The sequence below is a fragment of the Micromonospora globosa genome, from assembly GCF_000717585.1.
In the GTDB taxonomy this organism is placed as follows: Bacteria; Actinomycetota; Actinomycetes; order Mycobacteriales; family Micromonosporaceae; genus Micromonospora; species Micromonospora aurantiaca.
On the sequence record NZ_JNZR01000032.1, the window covers coordinates 33,413 to 45,325 of the forward strand.

At 72.2% G+C, this 11,913-nt stretch carries 11 protein-coding genes and 1 pseudogene; 4 read left to right on the forward strand and 8 right to left on the reverse strand.

Annotated elements, in window-relative coordinates; translation table 11 throughout:
• Nucleotides 1–33: 33 nt before the first annotated feature.
• The 5 genes from prcB to arc form a co-directional block, all read right to left on the reverse strand.
• Complete coding sequence (gene prcB, locus IF06_RS0125430) at nucleotides 34–873, reverse strand: proteasome subunit beta (RefSeq protein ID WP_030274000.1); 840 nt, start codon at nucleotides 871–873, stop codon at nucleotides 34–36.
• Complete coding sequence (locus tag IF06_RS33240) at nucleotides 792–1,469, reverse strand: endonuclease VII domain-containing protein (RefSeq protein ID WP_332259023.1); 678 nt, start codon at nucleotides 1,467–1,469, stop codon at nucleotides 792–794. Before IF06_RS33240 ends, prcB begins: the two co-directional genes overlap by 82 nt.
• Nucleotides 1,466–1,672 carry a ubiquitin-like protein Pup gene (locus tag IF06_RS0125440; protein ID WP_013286106.1) on the reverse strand — a complete coding sequence of 69 codons (207 nt, stop codon included), beginning with the start codon at nucleotides 1,670–1,672 and terminating at the stop codon, nucleotides 1,466–1,468. Before IF06_RS0125440 ends, IF06_RS33240 begins: the two co-directional genes overlap by 4 nt.
• 107 nt (nucleotides 1,673–1,779) lie before the next feature.
• Nucleotides 1,780–3,297 carry a depupylase/deamidase Dop gene (gene dop / locus IF06_RS0125445; RefSeq protein WP_036311545.1) on the reverse strand — a complete coding sequence of 506 codons (1,518 nt, stop codon included), beginning with the start codon at nucleotides 3,295–3,297 and terminating at the stop codon, nucleotides 1,780–1,782.
• 167 nt (nucleotides 3,298–3,464) lie between these two features.
• Nucleotides 3,465–5,246, reverse strand: coding sequence for a proteasome ATPase (gene arc / locus IF06_RS0125450; protein WP_013286104.1), 1,782 nt, complete (start codon nucleotides 5,244–5,246; stop codon nucleotides 3,465–3,467).
• Between the two features lie 177 nt (nucleotides 5,247–5,423).
• On the opposite strand from arc, the gene IF06_RS0125455 reads away from it, so the two are divergent.
• Nucleotides 5,424–5,717 (forward strand): ferredoxin, encoded by a 294-nt coding sequence (locus tag IF06_RS0125455; protein ID WP_013286103.1) that lies wholly within the window; start codon nucleotides 5,424–5,426, stop codon nucleotides 5,715–5,717.
• A 59-nt stretch (nucleotides 5,718–5,776) separates the two neighbouring features.
• Here IF06_RS0125455 and IF06_RS0125460 read toward each other — a convergent pair whose 3' ends face one another.
• The 3 genes from IF06_RS0125460 to IF06_RS0125470 form a co-directional block, all read right to left on the reverse strand.
• Nucleotides 5,777–6,349 carry a hypothetical protein gene (locus tag IF06_RS0125460; RefSeq protein WP_013476950.1) on the reverse strand — a complete coding sequence of 191 codons (573 nt, stop codon included), beginning with the start codon at nucleotides 6,347–6,349 and terminating at the stop codon, nucleotides 5,777–5,779.
• A gap of 175 nt (nucleotides 6,350–6,524) precedes the next feature.
• Nucleotides 6,525–7,469: a tRNA (adenine-N1)-methyltransferase gene (locus IF06_RS0125465; protein WP_013476951.1), complete on the reverse strand. Its 945-nt coding sequence runs from the start codon at nucleotides 7,467–7,469 to the stop codon at nucleotides 6,525–6,527.
• Nucleotides 7,466–8,524, reverse strand: coding sequence for a M50 family metallopeptidase (locus tag IF06_RS0125470; RefSeq protein ID WP_151014987.1), 1,059 nt, complete (start codon nucleotides 8,522–8,524; stop codon nucleotides 7,466–7,468). The genes IF06_RS0125465 and IF06_RS0125470 overlap by 4 nt, the downstream gene beginning before the upstream one ends.
• Nucleotides 8,525–8,738: 214 nt before the next feature.
• On the opposite strand from IF06_RS0125470, the gene IF06_RS0125475 reads away from it, so the two are divergent.
• The 3 genes and pseudogenes from IF06_RS0125475 to IF06_RS0125485 all read left to right on the forward strand — a co-directional run bounded on the left by IF06_RS0125475 (nucleotide 8,739) and on the right by IF06_RS0125485 (nucleotide 11,853).
• Complete coding sequence (locus IF06_RS0125475; protein ID WP_030274008.1) at nucleotides 8,739–9,656, forward strand: RecB family exonuclease; 918 nt, start codon at nucleotides 8,739–8,741, stop codon at nucleotides 9,654–9,656.
• Nucleotides 9,657–9,809: 153 nt separating this feature from the next.
• Nucleotides 9,810–10,332, forward strand: a pseudogene (locus tag IF06_RS33245) (ADP-ribosylglycohydrolase family protein).
• An 837-nt stretch (nucleotides 10,333–11,169) separates the two neighbouring features.
• Nucleotides 11,170–11,853, forward strand: a complete 684-nt coding sequence (locus tag IF06_RS0125485) for a response regulator (protein WP_013286098.1) — start codon at nucleotides 11,170–11,172, stop codon at nucleotides 11,851–11,853.
• The last annotated feature ends 60 nt before the right edge of the window (nucleotides 11,854–11,913 follow it).

Genomic DNA, 11,913 nt, shown 5'->3' on the forward strand with positions numbered 1-11,913 from the left:
GGACTGCTGACTCGGTGGACGGTGGGAGCGGCCTCAGCCGCCGGGGTTCTCCATCCGGCCGGACACCACGCTCTCCGCGATCGCCGCCGTCTCGGCGCCGGTGAGCCGGTGGGTGCCCTCGGCGGTCGCGGTCATCACGACCGGGTAGATCCGCCGGGTCAGGTCGGGGCCGCCGGTGGCGGTGTCGTCGTCCGCCGCGTCGTAGAGCGCCTCGACCGCCAGCCGCGTCGCGTCCTCGACCGACAGGCCGGCCCGGAACCGCTTCTTCAGCGCGGACTTGGCGAACAGCGAACCGGAGCCGATGGCGTCGTAACCGGTCTCCTCGTACGGGCCGCCGGTCACGTCGAAGCTGAAGATCCGCCCGGCCCGCTGCGGGTCGCTCGCGGCCAGGTCGAAGCCGGCGAACAGCGGGATCACGGCGAGGCCCTGCATGGCCGCGCCCAGGTTGCCGCGGATCATCGACGCCAGCCGGTTGGCCTTGCCGTCGAGCGAGAGCATCGCGCCCTCGATCTTCTCGTAGTGCTCCAGCTCCACCTGGAACAGTCGCATCAGCTCGATGCCGATGCCGGCGGTGCCCGCGATGCCGACGAGCGAGTACGCGTCGGCCGGGTGCACCTTCTCGATGTCGCGCTGGGCGATCAGGTTGCCCATCGTGGCGCGCCGGTCGCCGGCCATGACCACACCGCCGGCGGCCGAGATGGCCACGATGGTGGTCGCGTGCGGCGCCATGTCGGCGGCCATGCCGGGCGGCAGCGGCCGACGGCCGGGCAGCATCTCGGGGGCCACCTTGCTCAGGAACGCTGTGAAGGAGGACGTCCCCGCGTTGGTGAACACATCTGGAAGACGCCCGGATGGATCAAAACCCGCTGCCACGTGGTTCCTCTCAGGTACGTGATCGCCCTGGCCAGGACGTCGGAGTCATCCTTGAACTGACCAAGACCACCGTTGCAGTTGAAGCAGAGTATCCCGCGCACCCATCCGGTGCGATGATCGTGGTCCAGATGTTCCGGATCGGGGCGCCGGCAGATCGCGCAGACGCCGCCCTGCTCGGCCAGGAGCTCCTGGAACTCCTTCTCCCCGACCCCGTACCGACGACGCAGGTGGTACTCGCGATTGCCACCGTAGAGCCGCTGCTTGCTCTCGTTACCACGCGCGATGTGGCACGGCTTGCAGTAGCTGTGCCGACCGCTGGCGTTGGTCGTTCGGGGGAAATCGTCTACGGGCTTGATCTGCTCGCAGTCGGGGCACCACTTGAGGCCGTCCGCTACCGGCACGGCAGCCCTTCGCTGCGGCGCGATGCCACGTTTCCGGCGACTCGCCTCTGAGCGAGCAGCGGCACACGTCTTGCAGTAGAACGCCAGACCGTCTGGACGACGCCGATTACGGTGGAACGCCGACGCGGGAAGCGAGCGGCGACACTGGGGGCAAAGCTTGTCCGACGCCTCCGGCAAATCGGACATAAGCCTCATTGACCCCCCTTCTGCACATATCCTCTCACGAATTCCTCGGCGTTCTCCTCCAGGACGGAGTCGATCTCGTCGAGCAGGTCGTCCACGTCCTCGGTGATCTCGGCGTGCCGCTCGGCCACCTCGGGGTTGGCCTCCGCGGTGACCTCCTCGACCTCCTCGCGGGACTTGCCGGACTGGGTCTGCCCACCCTCTTGCGTCGCCATGGTGGTGCCTCCTCCACGATCGCCTGCGATCAACTTACCTCGCGGGAGCGACGAAAGGCCCGTCGCGTGCCCGTTTCCGGCACCCGGCGGGCCTTCCGGCATCGGGGTCACCCGCCGGTGAGCGTCTCCAGCAGATCCTTCGCGCTCTCGCAGCGGTCGAACAGCTCGCCGACGTGCGCGCGGGTGCCCCGCTCGGGCTCCATCATCGGCACCCGGACCAGCGACTCCCGGCCCACGTCGAAGATGACCGAGTCCCAGCTCGCGGCGACCACCTCGGAGGCGTACCGGTCCAGGCAGCGGCCCCGGAAGTAGGCCCGGGTGTCCTCCGGCGGCTCGGTCATCGCGGTGCGCGTCTGCTCGTCGGTGAGCAGCGTCTTCATCGAGCCGCGCTGCACCAGACGGTGGTAGAGGCCCTTCTCCGGCCGCACGTCGGAGTACTGGAGGTCGACCAGTTGCAGCTTGTGCGAGCCCCAGGCGAGCTTCTCCCGCTCCCGGTAGCCCTCCAGCAGCCGCAGCTTGGCCACCCAGTCCAGCTCGTCGGCGCACTCGAACGCGTCCCGGCCGAGCCGGTCCAGCACGCTCTCCCAGCGGCGCAGCACGTCGGCGGTCTGCGCGTCCACGTCCTTGCCGTGGCGGTCGTCCACGAAGGAGCTCACCCGCTCCAGGTACGCCCACTGCACGTCCAGCGCGGTGAGCCTGCGGCCGTCGCGCATCCGCATCAGGTGCTTGAGCGACGGGTCGTGGCTGACCGCGCGCAGCTCGGCCACCGGGTCGGCGATGCCCAGGTCCGCGCCGAGCGCCTTCTCCTCGATCATGGCGAGGATCAGCGAGGTGGTGCCGACCTTGAGGAACGTGGAGATCTCGGAGAGGTTGGCGTCGCCGATGATGACGTGCAGCCGGCGGTACTTGTCGGCGTCGGCGTGCGGCTCGTCGCGGGTGTTGATGATGGGCCGCTTGAGCGTCGTCTCCAGTCCCACCTCGACCTCGAAGAAGTCGGCCCGCTGGGAGATCTGGAAACCGCTCTGGCCGCCGTCCTGGCCGATGCCGACCCGCCCGGCGCCGCAGACGATCTGCCGGGTGACGAAGAACGGCGTCAGGTACGCCACGATGTCGGCGAACGGCGTCTGCCGGCGCATCAGGTAGTTCTCGTGCGCGCCGTAGCTCGCGCCCTTGTTGTCGGTGTTGTTCTTGTACAGGTGGATCGGGTGGGTGCCCGGGATGGTCGCGGCGCGGCGGGACGCCTCGGCCATCACCCGCTCCCCCGCCTTGTCCCACCGCACCACGTCAAGGGGGTTTGTGACCTCGGGTGTGGAGTACTCCGGGTGCGCGTGGTCGACGTAGAGGCGGGCGCCGTTGGTGAGTATGACGTTGGCGAGCCCGAGATCCTCGTCCGCGAGCGCCTCGGCCGGGTCGTACGCGGCGCCGGAGTAGGTGAACCCCCGGGCGTCGCGCAGTGGCGACTCCTCCTCGTAGTCCCAGCGGGCCCGGCCGCCCCGGTTGAGTTCCGGCCGCGCCCCGTAGGCGTTGACCACCTGGGAGGAGGTGACCATCGGGTTGGCTCCGGCCTGACCGGGCACGGAGATGCCGTACTCGACCTCGGTGCCCATGATCCGTCTAACGCTCATCGACCTGCCCGCTCCGCTCGCCGTCCCGGTCCCCGTCACGTCGAGCGTAGTCGGCGTGACGCGCCGAGGGGGCGTGGCGGCAGCGCCGGGTCCGGTGTGGCGGCTTCCCCGGGTACGCGCGAAGGCCCGTGGCGCGTACGCCACGGGCCTTCGTCGAGGGGGTCGGACTACAGGTACTGGCCGGTGTTGCTGGCGGTCTCGATGGACCGTCCGGCCTCGGCGCCCTTGCCGCCGGAGACGAGCGTGCGGATGTAGACGATCCGCTCGCCCTTCTTGCCGGAGATGCGGGCCCAGTCGTCGGGGTTGGTGGTGTTGGGCAGGTCCTCGTTCTCGCGGAACTCGTCGACGCAGGCGTCGAGCAGGTGCTGCAGGCGCAGACCCTTGCGGCCGGAGGTGAGGAACTCCTTGATGGCCATCTTCTTGCCCCGGTCGACGATGTTCTGGATCATCGCGCCGGAGTTGAAGTCCTTGAAGTAGAGGACTTCCTTGTCACCGTTGGCGTAGGTGACCTCGAGGAACCGGTTCTCCTCGGTCTCGGAGTACATCCGCAGGACCACCGCGTCGATCATCGCCGCGACCGTGGCCTGGGCGTCGCCGCCGTGTTCGGCCAGGTCGTCGGCGTGCAGCGGCAGGCCGGCGAGGATGTACTTGGAGAAGATGTCCTTCGCCGCCTCGGCGTCCGGCCGCTCGATCTTGATCTTCACGTCGAGCCGGCCGGGGCGCAGGATCGCCGGGTCGATCATGTCTTCCCGGTTGGAGGCGCCGATGACGATGACGTTCTCCAGGCCCTCCACGCCGTCGATCTCGCTGAGCAGCTGCGGGACGATGGTGTTCTCCACGTCGGAGGAGACGCCGGAGCCGCGGGTGCGGAACACCGAGTCCATCTCGTCGAAGAACACGATCACCGGAGTGCCCTCACCGGCCTTCTCCCGCGCCCGCTGGAAGATCAGCCGGATGTGCCGCTCGGTCTCGCCGACGTACTTGTTGAGCAGCTCGGGGCCCTTGATGTTGAGGAAGAAGCTGGTGTGCCGATCCTTCCCCTCCCGCTCGGCGATCTTCTTGGCCAGCGAGTTCGCCACCGCCTTGGCGATGAGCGTCTTGCCGCAGCCGGGCGGGCCGTAGAGCAGGATGCCCTTCGGCGGCCGGAGCTGATGCTCGCGGAACAGGTCGGAGTGCAGGAAGGGCAGTTCCACCGCGTCGCGGATCTGCTCGATCTGCGCCTGGAGGCCACCGATGTCCTCGTAGTCGACGTCGGGCACCTCCTCCAGGACCAGCTCCTCGACCTCGCTCTTCGGGATCCGCTCGTACGCGTACGCCGAGCGGGGCTCGATCATGAGCGAGTCGCCGGCCCGGATCGCGCTGCCGATCAGGGTCTCGGCGAGGTGCACGATGCGCTCCTCGTCGGAGTGCGAGACCACGAGTGCCCGGTCACCCGGAGCGCCCTCGGGGCCCGCCAGGATCTCCTTGAGCATCACCACCTCGCCGACCCGCTCGTAGCCGAACGCGTCGACGATGTTGAGCGCGTCGTTGAGCAGGACCTCCTGGCCCCGGCGCAGCTCGTCGACCTCCAGCGAGGGCGAGACGGCGACGCGGAGCTTGCGCCCGCCGGTGAACACGTCCACCGTGCCGTCGTCGTGCTTGGCCAGGAAGACGCCGTAGCCACTCGGCGGCTGGGCGAGCCGGTCGATCTCCTCCTTGAGCGTCACGATCTGCGCGCGAGCCTCCTTGAGGGTGCTCACGAGCCGCTCGTTGTTCTCGGTCAGCCGCGCCAACTGTGCCTGGGTGGCCGCCAGCCGCTCTTCGAGCTGCCGGACGTGTCGAGGGCTTTCGGTCAACTTGCGCCGCACCAGAGCGAGTTCCTCTTGCAGGAACGCGACCTGCGTGGAGAGATCGTGGGCTTCCTTTTCCCACCGTGCGGCGCGCGAGTCCGCGTCGTCGCTGCGTGCCACGTCCCACCTCCCCGGGGGGCTTGAACGTTCTGACCTAACACTAGCCGCTATGAGCCCGATTCGGTCCACAGCAACGCGCTCGTCACCGAAGCTTGATCGCGAAGGGCTGGTCGCGGGGCGGGTACGGGCGTTCGGGTACCGTCGGAGCGTGGGACGGGAGAACATGGGGGGTGCTTCGTGACCGACGTCGCGACCGACCAGTTGCAGGTCTGGGTGGATCAGGATCTCTGCACCGGTGACGGGCTCTGCGTGCAGTACGCGCCGGAGGTCTTCGAGTTCGACGTCGACGGCCTGGCGTACGTCAAGGGCCCCGACGGCGAGCTGCGGCAGGCCCCCGGCGCCCGGGTGGACGTGCCGGAGCACCTGCGCCTCGAGGTGATCGACTCCGCGAAGGAGTGCCCGGGCGAGTGCATCCACGTGGTGCGCGGCAGCGACGGCGTCGAGGTGGCCGGCCCGGAGGCCGAGGACTGAGGCGGAGACGGACACGACGGGCCGGGGACGTGTGGTCCCCGGCCCGTCGTGCGTCCGCCTCAGAGCAGGGGCCGGCCGACCACCGAGGCGACCAGCCGGGCGAACTCCTCCAGCCGGGCGATCTGCCCGGCCCCGCCGTCGTCGAGGGTCTTGCCGAATCGCAGCGCGTCGTGCCGGGGCGCGCCGATCGCCTCGTCGCTGGGCGGTGCCTCGTCCAGTGAGCTGAGCAGCAGGTACACGTCGATGCTGTCGACCCGTACGGTGCCGTTGTCGGCGCGCATGAGCCGCCGCCGGCAGCCGACCTCGGTGACGGTGGACAGCGGCACCACCCGCAGCGACGAGGTCATCGCGCCGGGCGGCCCCTCCCCCGGCGGCACGTCCTCGCCGTGCCAGAGCACCAGCCGGCTGCCGTCGCAGACGACGACCTCCTGCCACACGCCGTTCACCTCGTTGACGAAGCGCTCCAGCGTGAAACCGAGCACTGAGGCGCCGCGCAGCACGCCGTCGAGCGCCTCCAGCGCGATGTCCGGGTCGCGCAGGTACGCCCGCGCGGCCGACTCCAGGTCGGTGTAGGGCGACCAGTCCGGGAAGACGGCGGGCAGGTCGCCGTTGCCGTAGCCGGGGTTGCTCACGCCGCCTCCCGCCGACCCGCGCCGCGGCGCCGCCGTCGGTTCCGGTCACCGGCACGGGCGCGCCGCCCGACGCGCGCCCCGATCCGCTCGCTCATGCCACCGTCTCCACCCGCTCAGGTGTCGTCCCCACCGGCACACATGATCCGCCCGTGCGCGCGCGGGCGCGCGGCGGGGGTCAGGACTGCTCCGGCTCCTCCGCCGCGCGGGCCGCGGCGGCGGCGCGCAGGGCGTCGCGGCGCTGCGCGTACGCCTCGGCGCCCTTGCTGGGCTTGCGCCGCCGCGGCGGCGCGGTGACCCCGGGGGCGAGCTTGCGCGCGGAGACCAGGAACGCGGTGTGGGCGATCATCCGGTGGTCCGGTCGGACGGCGAGCCCCTCGGCGTGCCAGTCGCGCACGAGCGACTCCCAGGCGCGCGGCTCGGTCCAGCCGCCGCGCTCGCGCAGCGCCTCGACCAGCTCGGACAGCTGCGGGGTGGTGGCCACGTAGCCGATCAGCACGCCGCCGGGCACGAGTGCCCGCTCGACCATGTCGAGCATCTCCCACGGGGTGAGCATGTCGAGGATGATCCGGTCGAATCCGGTCTCGGCGCAGTCGGCGACGTCGCCGACGTGCAGGTTCCAGGCCGGGTGCGGGCCGTTGAAGAACGCCTCGACGTTGCGGCGGGCGATCTGGGCGAAGTCGTCGCGCAGCTCGAACGAGTGCAGCTCACCCTCGGTGCCGACGGCCCGCAGCAGCGAGCAGGACAGCGCGCCGGATCCGGCGCCGGCCTCCAGTACCTTGGCGCCGGGGAAGACGTCGCCCATGGCGACGATCTGCGCCGAGTCCTTCGGGTAGATCACCTGGGCGCCGCGCGGCATGGACAGCACGTAGTCCGACAGCAGCGGCCGCAGCGCCAGGAACGCGGTGCCGCCGCCGGCGGTGGTGACCACGCTGCCGTCGGGCAGGCCGATCAGGGTGTCGTGCTTGAGGATCCCGCGATGGGTGTGGAACTCCTTGCCCGGCTCCAGCGTCACGGTGTGCATCCGGCCCTTCGGGTCGGTCAGCTGGACCCGGTCGCCCGGCCGGAACGGCCCGCGGTGGACCGGGGGCAACGCCGGGACGGTGGAGATCTCTGCGGTCACGTGTTCGTCTTCCGTTCGGGTTCCAGGAGCTGGGCGAGATCCGCGATGTGCAGCACGCCGACCACATCTTCGCCTGCCGTCACGACGTACTGCGCGCCCGGGTGGGTACGCACGGTCTCCAGCACCCGCTCGCCGTCCGCCCCGAGCGGCAGGGCCGGCACGGCGGACAGGTCGCGGGCCACCTCGTCCACCGCGACCCACGGCCTCCGTTCCGGGGGTACGGCGGCGACGCGGGCCGGGTCGACCAGGGCGACCGTACGGCCGGCCGAGTCGACCACGCCGAGCGCCGCCTCGGGGGTGCCCGCCTCGTCGCGGCGGCGCTGGGCCTCGGCCAGCGGCGTGCCGGCGGGCACCGGCAGTACCGCGCGGGCCAGCCGGGCCAGGTCGACCAGGTGCAGCCGGCGGCCGATGCGCGCCATCCGGATCGACTGGCCGGCGCCGCGCCACAGCGTCAGCGCGACGAGCAGCAGCAGCGGCAGGGCCAGCGGGGCCAGCGCCCGGCGCATGGTGAGCACCACGACCAGCGCCAGCGTACCCAGCGCGACGGCCCGGCCCACCCAGCCGGCCACCTCGGTGCCGCGGTGCCGGTCGCGGGTGAGCGCCCACACGGCGGCGCGCAGCGCCCGGCCGCCGTCCAGCGGCAGGCCGGGCAGGCTGTTGAAGATCGCCACCACCACGTTGCTGACCGCGAGCTGGAAGGCGAGCTGGTGGCCGAGCGTGCCGGCGGGCAGGGCGAGGGTGGCGGCGACCGCGCCGGCGCCGAGCACTGCGGAGACGGCCGGACCGGCCAGGGAGATCAGCAGCTCGACCCGGGGGCTGGGGGCGTCGCGGTCCATCTCGGTGTAGCCGCCGAGCAGTTCCAGCGTGATCCCCCGCACACCGATGCCGTACCGGCGGGCGGTCAGCGCGTGGCCCAGCTCGTGCAGCAGCACGGAGCCGAGCAGGGAGATCACGAAGCCGAGGCCGACCAGGTAGCCGCCGAGCGGGCCGAGGTCGAGCTGGCGGCGGGCCAGCGCCGCGTACAGCACCGTGACCACGACGGTGAGCAGCAGCATCGAGGCGTCGACGCGCAGCGGCACCCCGAGGACCCGGCCGAGGCTGAGCCCCGGCCGGCGGGGTCCTCGGCTCCGCTGCTGCACCGGCCCGATGCTACGTGAGCTGAGCTTCGGCGAGCCCCGCAGCCGGGGACGACCCAGGGCGCCGCGATCCCGATCATGCTTCGGTGCGGCGACGCCGGCCCTGTCACACGCGTGCCCTAACCTTCCGGTCATGACGGCGGAACCGATGATCGACAGTCACGGCGACCAGACGGCGGCACCGGCGCCGGTCACCGTGCGGGCCTCGTTGTCGCCGTCGCGGGCGGCAGATTTCAAGACCTGCCCGTTGCTCTACCGGTTCCGCAGCATCGACCGGCTGCCCGAGCGGCCGACCGTCGAGCAGGCCCGGGGCACGCTCGTGCACGCCGTGCTGGAGCGGCTGTTCGACCTGCCGGCCGCCGCGCGCACCCCGGAGTCGGCGGGTGACCTGGTCGCCCCGCAGTGGGACCGGCTGGTCACCGAGGAGCCGGAGCTGGCGACGCTGTTCGCCGACGGCGACGCCGTCGGGCCGCAGGAGTTCCTCCGGTCGGCGACGGCGCTGCTGGACGGCTACTTCGCGGTGGAGGACCCGCGCCGGCTGGAGCCGGCCGAGCGCGAGGCGCTGATCTCCGCGGTGGTGGACGACGAACTTCTCATCCGGGGCTACCTCGACCGGCTCGACGTCGCGCCGGACGGCGCGCTGCGGGTGGTCGACTACAAGACCGGCGGGGCGCCGCGCGAGGCGTTCGAGGCGCGCGCGCTGTTCCAGCTCAAGTTCTACGCCCTGGTGCTGTGGCGCACCCGGGGCGTGGTGCCGCGCGTGCTGCGCCTGCTCTACCTCAAGGACGCCGAGGTCTGCGACTACGCGCCGGACGCCGACGAGCTGGTGCGTTTCGAGCGCACCGTGGTGGCGCTGTGGCGGGCGATCGAGCAGGCCACCGCCCGGCAGGACTTCCGTCCCCGGCCGAGCCGCCTGTGCGACTGGTGCAACCACCAGGCGCTGTGCCCGAGCTACGGCGGGACGCCGCCGCCGTTCCCGGTGGCCGCCGCCGCGCCCGACCCGCTCGTGGACGCCCGCTCCCGCCCGGTGGCGCCCGGCGCCGACGAGTGACCTCCGCTCCCGCCGGAGGGTGCCCGGGCTGACGCCTGGCCGGAGGGTGCCCGGATCGACACTCGATCCCGCGCACGCCGGTGATGCCCAGCCGTACCCGCCGTCAATCCACCCGTTCGGACCGTAACCGCACACAAGAGCGCCCGCGGTCCCGTGCGGACCGGCGCGCGGAGCGCCCGCGATCCCGCACGCGGCTCGGGCGCGGGGAGCGCGTCCGAGCCCGATGCGGGACCGGCGCGCAGAGCGCCGTGGGAGTGGACCGACGACACCGAGATGGCCTGTTCGGTGGTGGCCGGGCTGGCCGGCGGGGGACGGATCGACCGGGACCGGCTGGCGTTGGCGTTCGCGCGGCGCTGCGGCCCACACCCGGGGGTACGGGCCGGGCGCGGTGACGGTGCTGCGGCTGATCCGTACCGGCACGCCGTGGCCGGTGGCTGCCGCGTCCGCATTCGACGGGCAGGGCTCCTGCGGCTGGGTCGCCGCCACGCTGCCGCACGACTGTCCGGCCGCGATCCGTGTCGGGGTGGAGGCGGGCGGCCACGTGGACACCACAGCCGCCATCGCGGGCAGGACCGTTGCCGCGTACACCGGTTTGAGCGGGCGCGACCGCCCACTTCCCGCCGTCTGGGGGCATGCGCGCCACCTCGGGGAGGTGGCGGGATCGAGCGGTGCGTGATGCCGCAACCTCCCCGACCAGGTGTGGATCACGATCGGTGGCGACCGGGCACCCGGACCACTTCACCGAAGTGGCGAGGTTGACGGGGCGGGATGCACCCAGGTCAGGGAGGTGGCGGGTCGACGGGGTGGGGCGCAGCCACATCGGGGAGGTGGCGGGGTCAACGGGGGTGGGACGCAGCCACATCGGGGAGGTGGCGGGGTCGACGGGTGCATGATGCCGCAACCTCCCCGAGCAGGTGTGGATCACCATCGGTGGTGACCGGGCACGCAGCACCTCGCCGAGGTGGCGGGGTCGACGGGGGCGTGACGCCACCTCGGGGAGGTGGCGGGGTCGATAGGGGTGGGATGCAGCCACCTCGGCGAAGTGGGGTCGATCATGCGGGGCGTGCACCACCGGCCGGGACGGGCTCGCCGAGCCGCCGCGCGGCGCTCCCCGATCTGGGCGATTCCGGTGTCAGGTCACCGCGGGGCGGAATCGGGTGCCGGGCCACTCTGGGACGAATGCGGCGCCGGGTCACCGTGGGCCCCGCGATCCCGCGCGGGCCGTGCGCGCAGACCGCCCACGATCCCGCGCGGGCCGTGCGCGATCCCGCGCGGGCCGTGCGCGCAGACCGCCCCGCGATCCCGTCAGGGCCGTGCGCGCAGGGCGCCCCGGGATCCCGTGAGGGCCGGCGCGCAGAGCCCGGCCAACCCGCGGGATCGGGGCGGCCTGATCGGCGACCGGGCGGCCGGCGCCCTCTACGGTGGTTACCGCGGCCCGGTTCGCGCTGGATGGATCGCGGGCGCGTGCCGGCGGGCTCCGGCCGGACCGCCGACCGGACGACGAGGGGGATGCATGACCGAGGGCGCCGTCTCCCGGCCGGTGCGGATTCTGCTCGCCGACGACCAGCCGCTGCTGCGTACCGGATTCCGGATGGTGCTCGGCGCGGAGGACGACCTCGACGTGGTGGGTGAGGCCGGCGACGGCGTGGAGGCGGTGGAGCTGTCCCGGCGGCTGCTGCCCGACGTGGTGCTGATGGACATCCGGATGCCGCGCCTGGACGGAGTGGCCGCCACCCGGGCGATCGTGTCGGCCCGGCTGCCGGTCCGCGTGCTCGTGCTCACCACGTTCGAGCAGGACGAACACGTCGTCGGGTCGCTGCGGGCCGGGGCGGGCGGCTTCCTCACCAAGGACGTGCCGGCCGAGGATCTCGTCGCCGCGATCCGCACTGTGGCCGCCGGGGGCGCGGTGATGTCCCCACGCATCCTGCGCCGGCTGCTCGACCGCTTCGCCCAGGTGCTGCCGGACCCGGCCGCCGCGCCGGCGCGAGCGCTGGAGCCGCTGACCGACCGGGAGCGCGAGGTGCTCACCCACATGGCGCGTGGACTGTCCAACGCGGAGATCGCCCGGTTGCTGTCGGTCAGCGAGACCACTGTGAAAACCCATGTCGGTCATGTGCTGACGAAGCTACGGTTGCGCGACCGGGTCCAGGCGGTCGTGCTCGCGTACGAGACGGGCCTGGTCCGTCCCGGCGGCTGAGGTGGCGCGGGTCGCCTACCGTGACCAGCGGCGGGGCTGATGTGTTGACCATCACGCGGG

Bases quoted from the DNA above. Each gene is read 5' to 3' on its own strand.
- dop (WP_036311545.1), bottom strand. From the start codon at position 3,297: ATGAGCGTTAGACGGATCATGGGCACCGAGGTCGAGTACGGCATCTCC.
- IF06_RS0125440 (WP_013286106.1), bottom strand. From the start codon at position 1,672: ATGGCGACGCAAGAGGGTGGGCAGACCCAGTCCGGCAAGTCCCGCGAG.
- IF06_RS0125470 (WP_151014987.1), bottom strand. From the start codon at position 8,524: ATGCTGCTGCTCACCGTCGTGGTCACGGTGCTGTACGCGGCGCTGGCC.
- IF06_RS33240 (WP_332259023.1), bottom strand. From the start codon at position 1,469: ATGAGGCTTATGTCCGATTTGCCGGAGGCGTCGGACAAGCTTTGCCCC.
- IF06_RS0125485 (WP_013286098.1), top strand. From the start codon at position 11,170: ATGACCGAGGGCGCCGTCTCCCGGCCGGTGCGGATTCTGCTCGCCGAC.
- IF06_RS0125475 (WP_030274008.1), top strand. From the start codon at position 8,739: ATGACGGCGGAACCGATGATCGACAGTCACGGCGACCAGACGGCGGCA.